This window comes from Sphingomonas sp. BK345, from assembly GCF_014193845.1.
Taxonomy (GTDB): domain Bacteria; phylum Pseudomonadota; class Alphaproteobacteria; order Sphingomonadales; family Sphingomonadaceae; genus Sphingomonas.
Map to the genome: position 1 here is coordinate 811,320 of NZ_JACHZX010000002.1, position 18,003 is coordinate 829,322.

Below are 18,003 nucleotides of genomic sequence, written 5' to 3' on the forward strand. Positions count from 1 at the left end.
CCGGCCAGCAGACGCTCCGTCTGCAAGACATTGCTGCGCAAGGTGGAACGGTGCTCCGCACCGTTCCCGCGGCCGGTTCAGCGTCGCGCCACGTTCCCGCTGAACATGCCGCCCTTGAAGACCGGGGCCTGCGTATCCGTGGTGAAGAGCACGACGTTGACGTCCTCGATCGCCTCGACGGCGGCGGTGCTGTCGCCGAGGTGGTAGAACTCGCCCGCTCCGATCACCTGGTCGCCGATCCGCACCTCGCCCGCGAAGACGAAGAGGAGGTGGACGGCACCCGGGGCGGGGCGCTCCGGCAGGGGAAGGCTGCGCCCCGCGTCGAGGTGCGCGTCCCGGACCCACGCCTGCGCACGCACCTCGAAGGTGGCGCCGTCCGGCGCGACGAGCAGCCTCCACGCGTTGTCGCTGCGCTCGGCGTCCAGCTCGTGAAACTGGACCATCGGCTCCAGGTCGCCCACGCGCGGACGCAGGAAGATCTGCAGCGCCTTCGTCGGCTGGTCGCCGATCACCTGCTCCTCGTGCTGGAAGGTGTGGCCGGCGTTCATCATCATCAGGCGCCGCGGGTTGACCTCCTCGCGGTTCCCGACCGTGTCCAGGTGGAGCATTCGGCCAGCGCGCTTGTAGGTGAAGATCTCGTCGTCCTTGTGGGGGTGCATGGCGATCGTGTGGCCCGGCTGGATGAGCGCGCGGTCGATGCGGCCGATGGCGCCGATGCCACTGTCGCCCTCGCCCCGAGCGGTTCCGGGATAGAAGATCTCGACGCCGAAGCCCCGGTCCCAGTCGCCGCGCTCGATGGACGAGTTGATCTTGATCGGCTGCATGGTGGTCACTCCTCGACGCTCCGGCGTGGAGCTTTCGTTCGTGAGGTAGCGTTGCTACATGCGGCCGGGTAGCCACCCTGCCGGGGAAGCTGCGTTGCTGCCAGAGGAACGCCGACATGGAAGTGGAAGACCTGAGGACCTTCGTGGAGGTCGCGGACGCGGGCGGGGTGTCGCCCGCGGCACGGCGCTTGAACCTGGCCAAGTCGATCGTCAGTCGGCGCCTCTCCCGCCTTGAGGACGAGCTCGGCGTGCAGCTGCTCGCGCGCACCACGAGGGGGGCCGCATTGACGGAGGCGGGGGTGACCTTCCGCGATCACGCGGCCCGGATGTTCGCCGAGCTGGAGGCCGCGCGCGAGGAGATCCTGCCCGCGGGAGAGCTGCGAGGGCGACTGCGTCTCGCCGCGCCTTCCTCGTTCGGTCCGGAATACTTCGCGCCGGCGCTGGCGCAGCTCGCCAAGCGGCACCCGCTCCTCAGCGTCAACGTCCACTTCAGCGATCGCTACGTCGACCTCGTCGGCGAAGGCTACGACTGCGGCATCCGTGTCGGCTACCTGCCGGACTCGAACCTGGTCGCGCGGCGGATCGGCACCTTTGCGGTCAGTCTATTCGCCAGCCCGGACTACATCAGTGAGCATGGCGTGCCGGCGAGCCCGGACGAGATCGCGGACCATCCCGCCGTCATGATCGCGTCGGAGAAGTGGAAGTTCAGCAGGGGCGGGAAGACGGTGGAGGTCCATCCGCACGGTCGCTTCAAGGCCGACAGCGCCGTCGCGATCGGCGAGGCCACGGCGGAGGGCGTCGGCATCGCCGCGCTCCCGGACGTGATCGCCGCGCGCTTCGTCGAGGCCGGCAGGCTGAGGGCCATCATGGCGGACTGGTCGCTGCCTTCGGTCGGCATCTTCGTCGTCCGGCCGCCCGGACAGCACCTGGCGCGCAAGGTGCGGGTCCTCACTGAACTGCTGCTCCAGCAGTTCGGCGGCGGCTGAACGGCCGCGCCGAACGGCACCGCCTCCGCCGGGGGGGGGGGGGCTGGCCCTCGGACCGGCGTGGGCCCACATGACGGGCATGGCGGAGCAGGAACCCTTCACCGCGGGATCGTTGGCTGAGCTCTACGCCGCGGTGTCGGCGGAGGGCGGAGTGACGATCGACGAGCTCAGCACGCTCGTCGATGCGTTCAGCACCCGACCGATCGCGAGCGCTGACATCCAGGCGTATCGCGAGGGACGCAAGCCCTGGAAGAAGCTGCGCGACGAGGTCGTTCCCGTCGAGCACCTGCTGAGGAAGCGCTATCCCGAGTTCACGCAAGTCCGCTTCCCGCTCGACGATCAACCGCCGGACGCGTGGGCCTGGTCGGACGGGCACGCGGCGATCGGGATCGAGGTCACCGGCGCCTTGGCCCGTGCCGGGACCGAGGTGGCTAAGGGGCTCAAGGAGCAGGGGATCGGGAAGGGGTTCATCGGCTTGCAGGACGGCGAGTCACAGGCGCGCTTCGATGCGGCGAGGACCCGCAGGCGGGTGACCTCCTCGCGCGTGGGCGTGGACTCCGCCGTCGACGAGGCGATCGCGGCTTCGATGGCGGAGAAGGACAAGGAGAAGTTCGCCGGCCAGGTGCTGCTGATCGTGGCGCCGCTGGGTTCGTCCCCGAACCGGAGCCAAGAGGACGTGCGGAGCGCGCACGCCGCCAAGGCCGTGGCGCTGCCGTTCTCCCGCGTGCACGTCGCCGACGTGGCTCGCCGCTCTGAGATCATCGACCTTAAGTGATAGGAAGCGCAAAGCGGCCTCTCGGTCGTGGACCCTAAGGCGGAGTGACAGCTAACGCCCACTTGCGGACGTTCATCCGCGAGGCCACTCTGCGATGATCGGAGGATCCGTGGGCGAACTCGCATACTGCACAGTGGGGTCAAACGATCTGCCTCGGGCAAAGGCCTTCTATGACGCTCTACTCTGCGTTGTCGGCCTTGCGCCGCTGTTCGAACATCCCTCTGGTGGTCGGGTCTATGGTCGCGATGGCGCGTTCAGCTTCGCGGTTCTCGGACCCTTTGACGGCTTGCCTGCATCGAGCGGCAATGGGTCCATGGTCGCATTCAGATTTGACAGCAGAAGCGAGGTCGAAGCTTTTCATGACTGCGCGATCGCGCTTGGCGGGCTGAGCGAGGGCGGTCCCGATGCGCGAGGACCAGGCTGGTACTTCGCCTATTGTCGCGATCTGGATGGCAACAAGCTGTGTGCATACTGCGTCAAACCCTAGGTCCGCTTCGTCCAACCTCGGCCGTTCAGCTCGTGTCGTAAGCGGGCGTTTTGTGTTTACGACCTAGTCAGAGCCGCACCAGCCGCAGTCTGAGCGCGTTGGCGATGACGCTGACCGAGGACAGCGCCATCGCGGCCGCCGCCAGCGCCGGCGAGAGCAGGGTGCCGGTGAGCGGGTACAGCGCCCCGGCGGCCACCGGGATGCCGGCCACGTTGTAGACAAAGGCGAACATCAGGTTCTGGCGGATATTGCCCATCACCGCGCGCGACAGCCGGCGTGCCCGCACCAGTCCGCCGAGATCGCCGCCGAGCAGCGTCACGCCGGCGCTCTCGATGGCGACGTCGGCGCCCGCGCCCATGGCGATGCCGACATCGGCTGCCGCCAGCGCAGGTGCGTCGTTGATGCCGTCGCCGGCCATGGCCACCGCACGGCCCGCCTCGCGGAGCCGCTGCACCACCGCGGCCTTGTCCTGCGGCAGCACCTCGGCCTCGACCTCGTCGATGCCGACCTCGGCCGCGACCGACAGGGCGGTGGTGCGGTTGTCACCGGTCATCATGACCACGCGGACACCGTCCGCCTGCAACGCGCTGATCGCCTCTGCGGCATCCGCCTTGATCGGGTCGGTGACGCCGATCAGGCCGGCCAGAAGGCCGTCGGTCACGACGAAGATCGCGGTGCCGCCATGGTTGCGGAGCGCCTCGGCTTCCCCGGCCAGCGCGGCGGTGTCGATGCCCGCCTCCCGCATCAGGCGCGGGCCGCCCAGCAGCACATGCCGGCCGTCCACCGTGCCGGTCACGCCCCGCCCGATCGGCGCGTCGAAGTCGGTCGGCACGCCGAGCGACAGGCCGGCGTCATTGGCAGCGCGGACGATCGCCTCGCCCAGCGGATGCTGGCTCGAGCGTTCGACGCTGGCGGCCAGCCGCAGCATCTCCTTCTCGCCGGTGCCCGGGACGGACAGGATGCGGGTGACGGTGGGGCGGCCCTCCGTCAGCGTGCCGGTCTTGTCGACCACCAGAGTGTCGATCTTCTCGAACCGTTCCAGCGCCTCCGCGCTCCTGATGAGGACGCCGACATGCGCGCCGCGGCCGACCCCGACCATTACCGACATCGGCGTCGCCAGCCCGAGCGCGCAGGGGCAGGCGATGATGAGTACGGACACCGCGGACACCAGCGCGTGGCCGAAGCGCGGATCGGGACCGAACGCCGCCCAGGCGATCGCGGCGACCAGCGCCACCGCGATGACCGCCGGCACGAACCAGCCGGAAACCTTGTCCGCCAGCCGCTGGATCGGCGCGCGGCTGCGCTGCGCGTCCGCCACCATCTGCACGATGCGCGCCAGCATGGTGTCGGCGCCGACCTTCTGCGCGGTCATCACGAACGATCCGGTGCGGTTCAGCGATCCGGCGATCACCTTGCTGCCCGGTTCCTTGGTGACGGGCATCGCCTCGCCGGTGACAAGCGCCTCGTCGATGGCAACGCGGCCCTCCACGATCTCGCCATCGACCGGCACCTTCTCGCCGGGACGCACGCGCAGGCGGTCGCCGACATGGATCTGGTCCAGCGTGACTTCCTCGTCCTCACCGTCGGGGCGCAGGCGTCGCGCGGTCTTGGGCGCAAGCTCCAGCAGGGCTCGGATCGCCCCCGACGTGCGCTCGCGGGCGCGCAGCTCCAGCACCTGACCGAAAAGCACGAGGACGGTGATGACGGCCGCCGCCTCGAAATAGACGGGCACCGTCCCGTCCGCATCGCGGAACGCGTCGGGGAAGATGCCCGGCGCGCCGACCGCGACGATGCTGTAGGCATAAGCGACACCGACACCCATCGCGATCAGCGTGAACATGTTGAGGTTGCGCGAGCGCACCGACGCCCAGCCGCGTTCGAAGAACGGCCAGCCGGCCCACAGCACCACCGGCGTGGCGAGCGCGAACTGGACCCAGCCCGACAGCTGCGCGCCGATCGCCGCGGAAAGGCCGAACATGTGCCCGCCCATCTCCAGCACGAAGACCGGCACCGCCAGCGCCAGGCCGATCCAGAAACGATGCGTCATGTCGACCAGCTCGGGATTGGGGCCCTGATCGAGCGTCACCGTTTCCGGCTCCAGCGCCATGCCGCAGATCGGGCAGGCGCCGGGGCCCTCCTGGCGTATCTCGGGGTGCATCGGGCAGGTGTGCATCGCGTGCGCATCGGCCGCGGATGCCGGGGCACGGGGTGCCAGGAACTGTTCGGGGTCGGCGACGAAGCGTGTCCGGCAGCGATCGCTGCAGAAATGATGGTCGTGCCCGCCATGCGCGGCGTGGTGGGCGGTCGCGGCCGGGTCGACGGTCATGCCGCAGACCGGGTCGGTCACGCGCGACGCGGCACCTACCTGAGCGGCATGGTGGTGATGGTGGCCATGATGGTGGTGGTGATGCGCATGGCCGCCGTCTGAATGGTCATGGCCGTGATGGTCGGTTCTGGCGTCGCTCAGCATAATCGTCCTCCTGGCATCGACACGCCGGGGCGGTGTCGGGCGGATCGGGCCGACGGGTGCGGCCCGATCCCGTCAGGAGGACATTAGGGGCATGCCCGCGATCCTTAACCCCGATGCTGCGGAACTCATCGTTGCGCGGCAGGCAAGGATCGCGCGGACGCCAACCCTATTCGATCACCACTCCACGCCGATCTTGCCGAAATGACCCGACGATTGCTGTAAGCGGAAAGCGTCGGGCAGTTCGGCGAGCGGGAAGCGGCGATCGATGACCGGGCGGATGCCGGTGGCGTCGATCGCGCGCACGAACTCCTGCTGCTGACGCCGCGAGCCGACGATCAGCCCCTGAAGCCGCGCCTGCTTGGCCATCAGCGCGGCCGTGGGCACATCGCCGGCCACGCCCGTCACCGTGCCGATCAGCGCGATATGCCCACCCACGCGCACGGCCGCGATCGAGTTGGCGAGCGTGCCCGCGCCGCCCAGCTCCAGCACGTGATCGACGCCGCGACCGCCGGTCCAGTCGGCGACGGCGCGGCCCCAGTCCTTCACCTCGCGATAGTTGACGAGGTGGTCGGCACCGAGATCGCGCGCGCGCTCCAACTTTTCGCCGGAGGAGGAGGTGACGACCGCGGTCGCGCCCATCGCCTTGGCGATCTGCAATCCCCAGATCGACACCCCGCCCGTGCCGAGCAGCAGCACGGTGTCGCCGGCCTTCAGCCCGCCGTCGCCGACCAGCGCCCGCCACGCGGTCAGCCCCGCGGTGGTGATGGCTGCAGCCTCCACGGGATCGTAGCCGCGCGGCGCATGGGTGAAGGCGGTGGCGGCGGCGACGGCGAACTCGGTCGCATAGCCATCGATGCCGTCACCGGGTGTGCGCGCGAAATTGCCGATCGTGGGCGCGCCGTCCTGCCAGTCGGGGAAGAAGCAGGAGACCACCTGATCGCCGACCGCGAACTCGGTGACGCCCTCGCCCACCGCCTCCACGGTGCCGCCGGCATCGGCCAGCGCGACGCGACCGGGATCGGCGGGCATGCGGCCCGTCACCACGCCCAGGTCATGGAAGTTGAGCGAGCTGCCGTGCAGCGCCACACGGATCTCGCCGCGACCGGGCTGGCCGGGGTCAGCGCGTTCGGTGAATGCAAGGGTGTCCAGCGTGGCCGGAGAGCCGGTGGTCATCGCCTTCATGGCTGTTCCTTTCTGGGGAGACATGGTGGTGCGCCGAGGTGGGGATTGGCCCGGTGCATCGCCACGGTGATGCCTTGCCCGCACGATCGGGCGCGTGACGACCCGTCCTGATCCGCCGGTGCGTCCCGCGTCCGGTCAGTCGAAGTCCGTCGACACGCTCAGGTGCCGCCATTTGGCGAGTTCTTCGAGGCGCGCGCGATCGAACCCCTCGATCGCGGCGGCCGCATCCTTGCCGAGTGGCAGCCGTAGCGGCGGCGCGTCGGTGCCGGCGATCTTCAGGATCGCCGCCGCGCCCTTGCGGGGGTCGCCCGGCTGCTTGCCGTCGTAAGCCCGCTGCATGCGGGCGGCCGCGCCGACCACCGCGTCATAATCGGCATGGCCGTCCTCGATCGTCGTGGAGGCGCCCGCGAAGTCGGTGCGGAAGCCGCCCGGCTCGATGATGGTGACGCGAACGCCGACCAGCGCCATCTCCTTGGCGAGCACTTCGGAGAAGCCCTCCACCGCCCATTTGGCGGCGGAATAGGGTGCGCGGCCCGGCGCACCGACTCGTCCGCCCACCGACGAGAACTGGATGATGTGGCCGGCGCGCTGCTCGCGCAGGACCGGGATCGCCGCCTTGGTCACGATGATCGTGCCGAACAGGTTGGTCTCGATCTGGCGGCGGAAGGAGGCGAGGCTCGTATCCTCGACCGACCCGATATCGCCATAGCCGGCATTGTTGACGAGCACGTCCAGCCTGCCGAACCGCTCCACCGCGGCGGCGACCGCCGCTTGCGCCTGTGCTTCGTTTGTGACGTCCAGCGGCTGGATGAGCAGCTTGCCCGGCCGACCGTCACCCAAGCCCGCAAGCGCCGCAGGGTCGCGGGCGGTGGCGACGAGATTGTCGCCTGCCTCAAGGATCGCCTCCGACAGGGCGCGGCCGAAGCCCCGCGAGCTTCCCGTCACCAGCCAGGTCTTCGTAGTCATCCCGAGGTCCTCCACGGCTAAGCTCCACGACTTCGCAGCCGGTATCTCGCCATCCGGTCGAACGACCGTCGATGCTGAAGTCCGGCAATCTGGGCCGGCAAATCGGGGGTTGAAGCCGCGTCGGCGGGAACGCGCTGTTCCGTGAGATGGAACGCGCAACGGCGTCGGCGTGCCGTCGCGCTCAGCTCAGCTGTCGCACCTGCGTGCCGAAGGGATTGTCGATGATGTAGCGCCAGTAGCCGTCCGGACCGCAGCGAGCGATGTCGTTGGACGTCGCGACCATGTGGAAGTCCTCGCCGGACGGTGTCTTGCCGACGATGTTCCAGTCGAGGACCAAAGAAGCGATCGTATCGGCGACGAAGACGTGCCGCGCGATGATGACCATCGGCAGCTGCACGGCGTAATACTTCAGCAGCTCCGCGCGGATCGCTGGAATGCCGCGCTGCGGCTCGCCGTTGGCGCCGACGAGAATGGCGTCCGGCTCGTAGAAACCGCACATCACGTCGACGTCCATCGAGTTGAAGTGCTGAAGCAGGGAGGGGACGATCCCCTCCGGAGTGCGGGAAAGCTCGGGTTGTGCAGCCATGGTCGATGTCCTGTGATGCTTCGGTGAACGCGGGGATGGTTGGTGGGGTAATCAGGCTTGCGCCTTCACCGGCAGCCGGAACGGGGCACCCAGTCGATTGAAGGCATTCATCGCCGCGACCGCGATGGTGAGATCGACCAGGTCCTTCGGCGCGAAGGCCGCAGCGGCTGCGGCATAGGCGGCGTCGGAGGCATGGGTCTCGCTCACCCGCGTCACCTCCTCGGCCCAGGCGAGCGCTGCGCGGTACTGATCCGGGAAGAGGTGCGGCACCTCCGCCCAGACCGGCAGCAGCGTGATTTTGTCGGCGGCCATCGTCTTGAGTAGGTCGCGGGTGTGCAGGTCGATGCAATGGGCGCACCCGTTGATCTGCGACACCCGCAGGAACACGAGGTGGATCAGCTCTTCGGGCAGGTTCGTGCCCGTGGTGACGTAGTGGTGCACGCCGAAGAGCGCCTTGGCGCCTTGCGGCGTTACCTCGTGCCAGACCAGCCGCTTGGTATCCGTCATGGTGATGTCCTTCGTTTCGGGCGCCGACCGGTGGCGCTTGCTCGAAAGACGAGGCAGCGGGGACAGGTGTGACATGCCGCCCGAGCTTTTCGCGCAGTCAGACTACGCGCGGGCAGCGCCGCGCAAGTCTCACGGCAGCAGCAGGGCGTCCCGCACGTGGCGCAGCTTGTCGGGGTTGCGAACGATGTAGATCGCCGCGATGCGACCGTCGCGCAGCTCGAGCGCGGTGGTCTGGAGCACCTCGCCGCGATCGATGCTGACATAGCCGGGCAGGCCGTCGATCATCACGGTCCGCAGCAGCCGGGGCTGATAGGCGTGCTTGCGACGAACGCCCTGGAACAACCGGATCGCGCGGTCGAGGCCGCGCACGATGTTGAGGAAGGCGATGACCTTGCCGCCGCCGTCGGAGTGGATCGCCACGTCCTCGGCCAGCAGCGCGGAGAGCGCAGCCGCATCGCCGCTGGTGGCAGCGGCGAAGAAGGCGCGGGTGATCGCCTCGGCCTCGGCCGGCTGCACGGCGAAGCGCGGCTTGGCCGCCTGCACGTGGCGGCGAGCGCGGGAGGCGAGCTGGCGCACCGCGGCCGGCTCGCGCCCCAGGGTCGCCGCGACCTCCGGTAGCGGCGTGTCGAACACGTCGTGGAGCAGGAAGGCGGCGCGCTCGAGCGGCGACAGGCGTTCCATGGCGAGCATCAGCGTGAGCGTGATGTCGTCCGCGAGTGACTCGTCCTGCTCGGTCGTGCCCACCAGCGGATCGGGCAGCCAGGCGCCGACGTAGGTCTCCCGACGGACGCGGGCGGACTTGAGCTGGTCGAGGCACAGCCGTGTGACAACGCGGGTGAGATAGGCGGCCGGGCTGTCCACGCCGTCGCCTACGTCTCGCCAGCGCAGCCACGCGTCCTGCACCACGTCCTCGGCCTCGCTGACCGAGCCGAGCATGCGGTAGCCGAGACGCAGCAGGCGGGATCGCTCCGCCTCGAAGTCGGCGAGGCGGAGCGCCTGCGGCGCGTCGGCGCGAGGTGTCATGGGAGCGCTCCTTGCGCCCTGTCGGTCCGAGCGACACGCCACGCCCACACGGCAAGCGCCACGGAGATCAACGCGGGCAGCGTCACCGCGGGAAAGTCCCGAGCGATGGCATCGGGGCCGCAGATGCCGGCCGACACCTCCCAGAAGTGAAACAACGCATGGCCGGTGAGCCACCAGCTCGCCATGCCCCAAAGCGCGACACGCTGGGCAGGCACCAACGCACCCGCCAGCATCGCCGCCCCGACCAGCAGGAAGATCAGCCCGATGTCGCGGAGGAAGTGCTGGTTGAAGGGACCCGTGGTCGTGACGCCCGGCACTGCGAAGTACCAGTTCGTCGGATCGACGAGCATGAAGGCGCCGTTGGCGACGGTGCCGAAGCCGAGCGCGGCCGCAAGGCCCAGGACCAGCGATCGCGCGCGCATCACGCCTGCTGCCGTGCGGGCTGCGCTGTGAGCCAGGCCTCGAAGCGGGTCGGCAGGAGGCGTGCGCCAGCGCCCGGCACGAGCGTCCGATCGTCGGCAGGCACCCCGAAATAGCCGGTCTCCGCATCGGGCACGATCGCGCGCGAGTCGTCACGGTGGCCGAGCCAGGTGCCGACGAACTCTACCAGAGGCGCGCGCTCGGGTCCGGCGATCTCGACGATGCCGTTGACGGCTTCGGACTGCGCCACGTCGGCCAGCGTCGCGGCGACGTCACTGGCGGCGATCGGCTGCAGTGCGAAGGTGGGCAGGTGGGCGACGCCGTCGCGGGTGCAGCCGTCCGCGATGGTGCCCAGGAACTCGAAGAACTGCGTGGCGCGGACGATGGTGAACGGCACCCCGCTATGCGCGAAGGCCGCTTCCTGCGCCTGCTTGCCACGGAAGTAGCTCGAGCCCTGCAAGCGGTCGGTGCCGACGATGGAGAGCAGCACGGCATGTGCGACGCCGGCCTTCCTCGCCGCGAGAGCGACGTTGGTTGCGGAGGTCTGGAAGAAGGTGACCACCTCGTCATCTGCGAGGGACGGCGCGTTGCTGACATCTATGACCACATTCGCGCCAGCGAGCGATGGCGCGAGCCCTTCGCCGGTGACGCTGTTCACCCCGGTTCCTGGCGAGGCGGCGAGAACCTCGTGTCCGCGGTCCACCAAGTCGCTGACGAGCTGGCGGCCGATCAGTCCGGTTCCGCCGATGACGACGATCTTCATGGCCTGTCTCCCACATGGTCTGCGGGTATGACGACATGGAGCGCGGCGGTGTGACATGGCGCCACCAATTTCGCGCAAGCTGCGCCGGAAAGCACACCGGCGGTCAGTTGAGCAGGCGGTTCTCTCGAAGTCGCGAGACCGCCAGATCCACGAAGGCTCGCACCTTCGCGGGGGCGTGCCGTCCCTCGGGGTGCATCACGTGGATGGGTAGGGGCGGCTCCTCGTGATCCGCCAGCACGATCTGCAGCTCGCCCGAGACCAGCGCGGGACCGATCTGGTAGGCGAGGACGCGCGTCAGGCCCCACCCGGACTTCGCCGTCGCGATCGCGGCCTCGTTCGTGTTGCACTGGAGGGCCGCGTCGACCGTGACCCGCTGCTCGCCCGCGAAGCGCCATTCCGGAGAAGCCCAGGCGCTGGTCGAGGCGGCGATGCGGTGCTGCTTCAGGTCGGCGGGCGTGTCGGGCACGCCGTGCTTCTCGAAGTATTCGGGCGAGCCGCAGACGACGCGGCGGACGGAGCCGACCTTGATGGCGGTGAAGCCGGAATCGGGCAGGTGCCCGATGCGGACCGCCACGTCGACGCCTTCCTCGACGATGTTGACCGGGCGGTCGACGAAGAAGGTCCGGCCGCCCATCGTGGGGTAGGCCTCGAGATACTCGGTCATGACCGGCAGCACGTACATCTGCCCGAACATCGCCGACGCTGTCACCGCGAGGGTGCCCGCCGGCGTGGCATAGGATCCCGCGGCGGCGGCTTCGGCCTCTGCGATGTCGGACAGGATGCGGCGGCAGTCCTCGAAGTAGCGCGTGCCGGCCTCGGTCATCTTCACGGAGCGGGTCGTCCGGACGAACAGGCGGGCGCCGATCAGCTCCTCCAGCGCCGCGACCGCGCGGGTCACCGCGGGCGCGCTCATGTGCATGGTGCGCGCGCTTTCGGCAAAGCTCTCCGTCTCGGCGACCTTCACGAAGATCCGCATCGCCTGCCAACGGTCCATGATTCCTTCTCCTCCCGGACGTCCCCGATGATTGCATAATGGCCTGCGGCACGGATGCGAAACGATGGCTGCGACACGCCGATGGGCAGTTGCTTGAGGCGGCGGCACCGCCTTCCTGTTGTGTCCTTGTCAGCAGTCGCCGTCGATTACTTCGTGATCGGCACCAATGAAGTGCGGACGTCGGTGATTATCCGCGTCCATCCACACGCCTAGTTCCCTTCCGTCGCCATCGAGGGTGGCAGGAGCACTTAGGCATGGCCGCATCGAGTTCAGGACCGGTCGTTCCCGTCGCAGCGCTGGCGGTCGCCGCCTACGGCGCGGTGCTGGGATCGCTGTTCCCGATCGTGGTCGTGCTGTCCGTCGCGGACGTGTCGGGTGGCCTCTCCGTCGCGGCGGACAGCGGCGCGCTGGTCAACACGGCGCAGAACGTCGGGTCGGTCGCCGGCATCCTCATCGCGCCGAGCATCACCATGGGGATCGGACGGGGTCGCATGATGCTCGTCTCCGGCATCGGCTTCGCCATCGCCTCAATCGCCTGCGCGATCGCCCCGTCGCTCGGCTGGATGCTGGTCGCGCGCACGCTGCACGGCGTGTTCGGCGGCATCCTGCCGCTCATGTTCATGATGATCGTGATGAGCTCGCTGCGTCCCGGCCGCGGCCAGTTCGAGGGCATGACCTTCTTCGCCGGCTCCACGACATTGTTCTTCGGCATGGCCGCCTCGCTCGGCGCGATGCTGGTCGACGCCTTCGACTGGCGCGCGCTGTTCTGGGCGCAGGCTGTGGCCGTCATCCCCTACGTCATCGCCGCATCCCGCGTGCTGCCCGGCGAGACCGGGCGCCCGGAGACGCTGCGCGACGTGGACTGGGAGACGTACCTGCCTCTCACAACCGGTCTGGGCATGCTGGTCGTCGCGCTGTCCGAGGGGGAGCGCCACTTCTGGCTCGATGCCTGGTGGGTTTCGGCGCTCTGCCTCGGCGGCGTCGTCCTGACCGGCTTCGCGGTTCACGGCCTGCTCGCCAAGCAGGGTCGCAAGCTCCTCGTCCTCGACGTCTTCCGCCGGCCGACGTTCACCTGGGGGATCCTGCTGTCGGTCTTCTTCCGCTTCGGCACCATGTTCGTGATCTTCGTCGTGCCATCGTTCCTCGGCCGGCTGCAGGGTCTCCGCCCGTCCGAGACCGGTCAGGTCCTGATGCTGATGACACCGGCTGCCGCCGTCGGCCTCGCCGCGGCCTGGGCGCTTGCTCGTCGTGTGGACAGCCGCTGGCTGCTTTCGGCGGGGCTTGCTTGCTTTGCGCTGGCCGCCTGGTCGTGCGTCGGCATTGGTCCCGACTGGGCGATCGATCAGCTCCGTGTCGCCGCGCTGATCGCCGGGGTGGGACTGGCGCTGTTCTCGGTCGGCGTCCTCCGCTTCGCGGTAATCGGTGCGACCATGGTCGATGGGCCGAGCGTCGGCATCGTCTTCAATCTCGCCCGCGTGCTCGGCAACATCGCCGGCCTCGCGATCCTGATGCACCTCGTCGCCGAGCGCGAGAAGGCCCACTCGGCGGTCCTCGTCGAGGCGCTCGCGGCGACGAGCGGTGAGACCGCGCAGCGCCTCGCTGCGACTGGAGCCGCGCTGTCCCGCTTCTCCGCCGATCCCGCAGCGGCGGAAAACGGAGCGCTCGCCGCGCTCGGACGTGCGGCGACGGGCCAGGCCTTCACGCTCGCCTTCGCCGACGCCCTCGGCGTCACCGCTGTCGTCCTCACGCTCGGCGCGATCCTCGTCTGGGCGCTTCCCCGCATCCCGCTGGAAGGTGCCGCAAATCTCCAAGGGAGCCCGTCATGACCATCGCAACCATCGAGACCGCTGCGTCCCAACGTGCGCCTGCGAGCCATCTCACGTCCCCGCAGAACCTTGTGGCCGATCCGCCGGATGTGACGGCGCGTGAAGTCCCGCCGGGCGATGTCCCATCCGCCCCGGCATCGCCCTCGGCCGACGCGACGCCGGCTCGTTCCTGGAGCGCGGGTCGCCGCGTTGCTACCGCCTTCCTCACCGCCGGGGCCGCCGTCGCGCTGGTCGGCGCAGCCTACCAGAAGGCACCCGAAGCCGTCGCGTTCGTCTCCACCGACAACGCCTATGTGAAAGGCGATGTGACCTTTGTTTCCTCCAAGGTGCCCGGCTATGTCGTGGAGGTCGGAACCGAGAACGACCGGACGGTGGCGCCGGGCCAGGTGCTGATCCGCATCGACCCGACCGACTATCGTTCCGCAGTCGCCGATGCCGAGGCCGCGGTGGCGCAGGGACACGCGGCGATCCGCCAGATCGCGGCGCAGCGGCAGCTCCAGCAGGCGCAGATCCAGGTGGCGGACGCCGGCGTGGTGTCGGCGCAGGCGACCGCCGGCAAGACGGGCGCCGACTTCGCGCGGTCGGACGCGCTGGTGACCGAGGGGGCGGTGAGCCGCCAGCTGTTCGAGAGCGCACAGGCCGAGAACGTGCGTGCCGGCGCCGGCCTGTCCTCCAGCCGCGCACAGGCCGCGTTCGCCCGGCGCCAGCTCGGCGTCCTGGACGCGCAGCGCCTGACCGCACAGGCGCAGCTCGCCAGTGCCCAGGCCAAGCTGATGCGCGCGCGCGCCGATCTTGCCCGCACGCAGGTGGAGGCGCCGCGCGAGGGCCGCGTTGCCGCGCGCAACGTCCGCCTGGGCGAGTTCGTCAACGCCGGCACGCGCCTGCTGGCGATCACGCCGACCAAGGGCCTGTGGATAGAGGCGAACCTGCGCGAAACGCAGCTTGCGCGCGTGCGGCCGGGTGACCGGGTGGAGGTCAAGGCCGATGCGGTGCCCGGCGCCGCCTATTGCGGCGTCGTCGAAGGCGTGCAGGGCGCCAGCGGGTCCGAGTTCGCGGTGATCCCGCCGGACAATGCCACGGGCAACTTCACCAAGATCGTCCGCCGCTTCACCGTGCGCATCCTGCTCGACCGCGACCAGCCTGGGCTGGAGCGGCTATCGACCGGCATGTCGGTGACCCCGCGCATCGCCATCGGCTCCAGCGCCGATGGCCGCGCGCATGGCGGGCCGATCTCCTGGATCGTGAGCGGCGGCTTTTCGTGCGGAACACGGTCGTGAGGCGCCTTGCTCTCGCGCTCGCCGGCTCCGCGCTGCTGACCGGCTGCGTCACGCCGCCGCATCTGGGACCAGCACCCGTCGCCAAGACACCGGAAAGCTATGCCGCCGCCACCAGCCTGGCGGCGCCCGTCGCCGACTGGCCGTCCGACAGCTGGTGGAAAGCCTATCGCGACCCGCAGCTGGACGCGCTGATTGAGGAAGGGCTCGCCGGATCGCCGACGATGGCGCAGGCGGCCGCGCGCCTCGATCGCGCCGAAGCCTTCGCCGGGGCGGCACGCGCGGCGACTTTGCCCACGGTCGGCGTCGACGGATCGCTGACGGTCAGCAAGCCGAGCACGGAGGCGGGCATCCCCGTGCTGCCGGAGCGGCAGGGCTATCACGATTACGGCAAGGTGAGCCTGGGCTTCTCCTGGGAACTCGACTTCTGGGGCAAGAACCGCGCGGCGCTGGCCGCGGCGCGTTCGGACGCCGATGCTGCGCGCGCCGATGCGGCGGCGGCGCGGCTGGTGGTGTCGGCGGCGGTGGCGGCGACCTATGCCGATCTCGCGCGACTCTACAGCGATCGCGACGTGCTGACCGAGACGCTGGCGGTGCGCGATCGCAGTCTGGCGCTGGTGCGGTCGCGCGTGCAGCACGGGTTCGATTCCGATGCGGACCTCGCCCAGGCGGAGGCGGGTCCGCCGGCGGCACGGGCGGATCTTGCCGCGACCGACGAGGCGATCGGGCTGACGCGCAACCGGCTGGCGGCGCTGCTCGGCAAGGGACCGGATCGCGGCCTGTCGATCGCGCGTCCGGCACCGGCATCGCTCAAGGCGTTCGGCCTGCCTGCCGACGTGCCCGCGAACCTGATCGGGCGGCGGCCCGACATCGTCGCGGCCCGCTGGCGTGCCGAAGCGGCGGCGGACCGCATCAAGGTCGCGCATGCGCAGTTCTTTCCCACGATCAACCTCCTCGGCCTGATCGGGCTGGAGTCGCTGGGCATCGGCAACCTGCTGAACGGAGGCGCCGACATGGGCAGCGGCGGGCCGGCGATCAGCCTGCCGATTTTCGACGGCGGGCGGCGGCGGGCGAATTATCGCGGCGCGCGTGCCGATTACGACCTCGCCGTCGCGCTGTACGACGACACGCTGACCCAGGCGCTGCGCGAAGTGGCCGACGTGGTCGTCAGCACGCGGCAGCTGGACGTGCAGCTCACCGAAGCACGCGCGGCGCTCGCCGCGACCGAACGCGCCTATCGCCTGGCCGAGCTGCGCTACACGGAGGGCGCGTCCGACTATCAGTCGGTTCTGCAGGTCGAGGACCGGCTGCTCGCGCGGCGGCGCGTGGTGAGTGGGCTGGAAGCGCGCGCGTTCGTGCTGGACGTGGCGCTGACGCGCAGTCTGGGTGGCGGGGTGCTGGGCGCGGCTGCCACGCCGACGGTTGCGCGGTGAGTGCGCTATACAGCACGCAGGCCACCGCGCTCGGCGGCCGGGTCGGCTCCGTCGCGAGCGCCGATGGTCACCTGCGGGTGGAACTGTCCCAACCGCGCGCGCTTGGCGGCGCCGGCGGGGAGGGGACCAATCCGGAGCAGCTGGTCGCCGCCGCGCTGGCCGCGTGCCTGCTGGACACCATTCGGCAGGTCGGCGCCACGGAGGGCATCGCGGTTGCGCACGACAGCAACGTGACCGCTGCCGTGGAAATGGCGGCCGAGGCAAACGCTCCGCAACCGCTGCGCTTTTCGCTGTCCGTCGATCTGCCGGGCATCGACCCGGAAATCGCCAGCCGTATCGTCACGACGGCGCAGGGTCGCTGTCCACTGTCGCTCAGCCTGCGCGGCAGGGTGGACCTGCGCATCTGGGCAGGCTGATCAGCGCTCGATCCCTGCAGCCCAGGGTTGCGCGCTGAACCGTTCGCGCAGGAAGTCGAGCAGGACGCGAACCCTGGCCGGACGCGCGCGGCCCGGCGGCGTCACGACATGGACGGGCCCTGGCGGCGCCACCCATTCGGGCAGCAGCTCGATCAGCGCGCCGGACTGCAGCTCGCGCCAGACGAAATATTCGGGTAGGTGCATGACGCCCAGGCCGGCCACGGCGGCCGGCACCATCGCCGCGGCGCTGTTGACGCGATAGCTGCCGCTGACCCGGATGGTCACGGGGTGTTCGCCCGATCGCTGGAACTCCCATTCGGTGCCCCAGGGAATGTGCGTGGCGATGATGGCGGGCACCGACGCCAGCTGTTCGGGGCTGTCGAGCCGCCCGATGCTCTCGACCAGCGCGGGTGCTGCCACGACCAGGCGGCGGAAGGAGAACAGCCGGCTGCTGCGGAGCGAGGAGTCTCCGCCCTGGCCGATGCGGATGGCGGCATCGAACCCCTGGGCCACGATATCGACTTCGTCCTCGGTCAGGCACAGCTCGACCTCGATTTCGGGGTAGAGCTTCATGAACTCGGGAATGAGCGGCGCCAGCGACTCGACGCCGAACCCCGCCGTGCAGGCCAGACGCACCAGGCCGCGCGGGATCGCCGCTTCCTCCAGGATGTCGGCCTCGATGGCAAAGCCGTCCGCCAGGATGCGGGTCGCGCGTTCGAGCGACAGCCGCCCGGTCTCCGTCAGCGACAGCTTGCGCGTGGTGCGGTGGAGAAGCGTCGTGCGCATCCGTTGCTCGAGCCGCGTGGTGGTTTTGGACACGGTGGTGTTGGCCAGGCCAAGCTCCTGCGCGGCCTTGCCGAACGATCCATTCTCCGCCACCTTGGCGAAGACCGCCCATGCCTCAAGGTCGGGCAGACGTGCCATCGATCAGCTCCTTGCTCCATCGCGCATCCCGCCATGCATGGGCGCGGCGGCGAGTGGGTGTCTACACCACACGCAGGAGCACCTCCGCGTGCAGTCGCTCGCCCCGGTGCAGCAGGTCCCCGTGGTAGTCCCTGAACAGGAGGGCCA

The 18,003-nt window shown here is 69.7% G+C and carries 18 protein-coding genes; 7 read left to right on the plus strand and 11 right to left on the minus strand.

Annotated features, from left to right (window positions below; translation table 11 throughout):
* Nucleotides 1-77: 77 nt before the first annotated feature.
* On the minus strand, nt 78-824 hold the full coding sequence (locus FHY03_RS09010; protein WP_183930156.1) for a pirin family protein: 747 nt from the start codon (nt 822-824) through the stop codon (nt 78-80).
* 116 nt (nt 825-940) lie between these two features.
* On the opposite strand from FHY03_RS09010, the gene FHY03_RS09015 reads away from it, so the two are divergent.
* From FHY03_RS09015 to FHY03_RS09025, 3 genes are all read left to right on the plus strand, one after another.
* Nucleotides 941-1,810 (plus strand): LysR family transcriptional regulator, encoded by an 870-nt coding sequence (locus tag FHY03_RS09015; protein ID WP_183930158.1) that lies wholly within the window; start codon nt 941-943, stop codon nt 1,808-1,810.
* A 79-nt stretch (nt 1,811-1,889) separates the two neighbouring features.
* A complete protein-coding gene (locus FHY03_RS09020; RefSeq protein ID WP_183930160.1) occupies nt 1,890-2,585 on the plus strand; it encodes a hypothetical protein in 696 nt (231 codons plus the stop codon).
* Between the two features lie 109 nt (nt 2,586-2,694).
* On the plus strand, nt 2,695-3,072 hold the full coding sequence (locus FHY03_RS09025) for a VOC family protein (protein WP_183930162.1): 378 nt from the start codon (nt 2,695-2,697) through the stop codon (nt 3,070-3,072).
* Between the two features lie 67 nt (nt 3,073-3,139).
* Here FHY03_RS09025 and FHY03_RS09030 read toward each other — a convergent pair whose 3' ends face one another.
* From FHY03_RS09030 to FHY03_RS09070, 9 genes are all read right to left on the minus strand, one after another.
* Complete coding sequence (locus tag FHY03_RS09030; RefSeq protein WP_183930165.1) at nt 3,140-5,542, minus strand: heavy metal translocating P-type ATPase; 2,403 nt, start codon at nt 5,540-5,542, stop codon at nt 3,140-3,142.
* 174 nt (nt 5,543-5,716) lie between these two features.
* Nucleotides 5,717-6,724, minus strand: coding sequence for an NAD(P)-dependent alcohol dehydrogenase (locus FHY03_RS09035; RefSeq protein WP_183930167.1), 1,008 nt, complete (start codon nt 6,722-6,724; stop codon nt 5,717-5,719).
* A 135-nt stretch (nt 6,725-6,859) separates the two neighbouring features.
* A complete protein-coding gene (locus FHY03_RS09040; protein ID WP_183930169.1) occupies nt 6,860-7,690 on the minus strand; it encodes an oxidoreductase in 831 nt (276 codons plus the stop codon).
* A gap of 181 nt (nt 7,691-7,871) precedes the next feature.
* On the minus strand, nt 7,872-8,204 hold the full coding sequence (locus FHY03_RS09045; RefSeq protein WP_221190050.1) for a hypothetical protein: 333 nt from the start codon (nt 8,202-8,204) through the stop codon (nt 7,872-7,874).
* A 123-nt stretch (nt 8,205-8,327) separates the two neighbouring features.
* Nucleotides 8,328-8,783, minus strand: a complete 456-nt coding sequence (locus FHY03_RS09050) for a carboxymuconolactone decarboxylase family protein (RefSeq protein WP_183930173.1) — start codon at nt 8,781-8,783, stop codon at nt 8,328-8,330.
* Between the two features lie 129 nt (nt 8,784-8,912).
* A complete protein-coding gene (locus FHY03_RS09055; RefSeq protein ID WP_183930175.1) occupies nt 8,913-9,806 on the minus strand; it encodes a sigma-70 family RNA polymerase sigma factor in 894 nt (297 codons plus the stop codon).
* Complete coding sequence (locus FHY03_RS09060; RefSeq protein ID WP_183930177.1) at nt 9,803-10,228, minus strand: hypothetical protein; 426 nt, start codon at nt 10,226-10,228, stop codon at nt 9,803-9,805. The genes FHY03_RS09055 and FHY03_RS09060 overlap by 4 nt, the downstream gene beginning before the upstream one ends.
* The gene (locus FHY03_RS09065; RefSeq protein WP_183930179.1) at nt 10,228-10,989 is read right to left on the minus strand and encodes an SDR family oxidoreductase; all 762 of its coding nucleotides are present in this window, start codon (nt 10,987-10,989) and stop codon (nt 10,228-10,230) included. The genes FHY03_RS09060 and FHY03_RS09065 overlap by 1 nt, the downstream gene beginning before the upstream one ends.
* A 103-nt stretch (nt 10,990-11,092) precedes the next feature.
* The gene (locus FHY03_RS09070; RefSeq protein ID WP_183930182.1) at nt 11,093-11,983 is read right to left on the minus strand and encodes a LysR family transcriptional regulator; all 891 of its coding nucleotides are present in this window, start codon (nt 11,981-11,983) and stop codon (nt 11,093-11,095) included.
* Nucleotides 11,984-12,237: 254 nt separating this feature from the next.
* On the opposite strand from FHY03_RS09070, the gene FHY03_RS09075 reads away from it, so the two are divergent.
* The 4 genes from FHY03_RS09075 to FHY03_RS09090 all read left to right on the plus strand — a co-directional run bounded on the left by FHY03_RS09075 (nt 12,238) and on the right by FHY03_RS09090 (nt 16,932).
* On the plus strand, nt 12,238-13,809 hold the full coding sequence (locus FHY03_RS09075) for an MFS transporter (RefSeq protein WP_183930184.1): 1,572 nt from the start codon (nt 12,238-12,240) through the stop codon (nt 13,807-13,809).
* 89 nt (nt 13,810-13,898) lie between these two features.
* Nucleotides 13,899-15,086: an HlyD family secretion protein gene (locus FHY03_RS09080; protein WP_183930186.1), complete on the plus strand. Its 1,188-nt coding sequence runs from the start codon at nt 13,899-13,901 to the stop codon at nt 15,084-15,086.
* Nucleotides 15,083-16,516, plus strand: a complete 1,434-nt coding sequence (locus tag FHY03_RS09085) for an efflux transporter outer membrane subunit (protein WP_311721351.1) — start codon at nt 15,083-15,085, stop codon at nt 16,514-16,516. The genes FHY03_RS09080 and FHY03_RS09085 overlap by 4 nt, the downstream gene beginning before the upstream one ends.
* Nucleotides 16,513-16,932 (plus strand): Ohr family peroxiredoxin, encoded by a 420-nt coding sequence (locus FHY03_RS09090; protein ID WP_183930190.1) that lies wholly within the window; start codon nt 16,513-16,515, stop codon nt 16,930-16,932. The genes FHY03_RS09085 and FHY03_RS09090 overlap by 4 nt, the downstream gene beginning before the upstream one ends.
* On the opposite strand, the gene FHY03_RS09095 is transcribed toward FHY03_RS09090, so the two are convergent.
* On the minus strand, nt 16,933-17,856 hold the full coding sequence (locus FHY03_RS09095) for a LysR family transcriptional regulator (RefSeq protein WP_183930192.1): 924 nt from the start codon (nt 17,854-17,856) through the stop codon (nt 16,933-16,935).
* Between the last annotated feature and the right edge of the window lie 147 nt (nt 17,857-18,003).

Excerpts from the sequence above, each read along its gene's own strand:
- FHY03_RS09015 (WP_183930158.1), top strand. The coding sequence starts at position 941 with ATGGAAGTGGAAGACCTGAGGACCTTCGTGGAGGTCGCGGACGCGGGC.
- FHY03_RS09010 (WP_183930156.1), bottom strand. The coding sequence starts at position 824 with ATGCAGCCGATCAAGATCAACTCGTCCATCGAGCGCGGCGACTGGGAC.
- FHY03_RS09040 (WP_183930169.1), bottom strand. The coding sequence starts at position 7,690 with ATGACTACGAAGACCTGGCTGGTGACGGGAAGCTCGCGGGGCTTCGGC.
- FHY03_RS09065 (WP_183930179.1), bottom strand. The coding sequence starts at position 10,989 with ATGAAGATCGTCGTCATCGGCGGAACCGGACTGATCGGCCGCCAGCTC.
- FHY03_RS09070 (WP_183930182.1), bottom strand. The coding sequence starts at position 11,983 with ATGGACCGTTGGCAGGCGATGCGGATCTTCGTGAAGGTCGCCGAGACG.
- FHY03_RS09050 (WP_183930173.1), bottom strand. The coding sequence starts at position 8,783 with ATGACGGATACCAAGCGGCTGGTCTGGCACGAGGTAACGCCGCAAGGC.
- FHY03_RS09045 (WP_221190050.1), bottom strand. The coding sequence starts at position 8,204 with ATGGACGTCGACGTGATGTGCGGTTTCTACGAGCCGGACGCCATTCTC.
- FHY03_RS09035 (WP_183930167.1), bottom strand. The coding sequence starts at position 6,724 with ATGAAGGCGATGACCACCGGCTCTCCGGCCACGCTGGACACCCTTGCA.
- FHY03_RS09020 (WP_183930160.1), top strand. The coding sequence starts at position 1,890 with ATGGCGGAGCAGGAACCCTTCACCGCGGGATCGTTGGCTGAGCTCTAC.
- FHY03_RS09030 (WP_183930165.1), bottom strand. The coding sequence starts at position 5,542 with ATGCTGAGCGACGCCAGAACCGACCATCACGGCCATGACCATTCAGAC.
- FHY03_RS09055 (WP_183930175.1), bottom strand. The coding sequence starts at position 9,806 with ATGACACCTCGCGCCGACGCGCCGCAGGCGCTCCGCCTCGCCGACTTC.
- FHY03_RS09095 (WP_183930192.1), bottom strand. The coding sequence starts at position 17,856 with ATGGCACGTCTGCCCGACCTTGAGGCATGGGCGGTCTTCGCCAAGGTG.
- FHY03_RS09060 (WP_183930177.1), bottom strand. The coding sequence starts at position 10,228 with ATGCGCGCGCGATCGCTGGTCCTGGGCCTTGCGGCCGCGCTCGGCTTC.
- FHY03_RS09075 (WP_183930184.1), top strand. The coding sequence starts at position 12,238 with ATGGCCGCATCGAGTTCAGGACCGGTCGTTCCCGTCGCAGCGCTGGCG.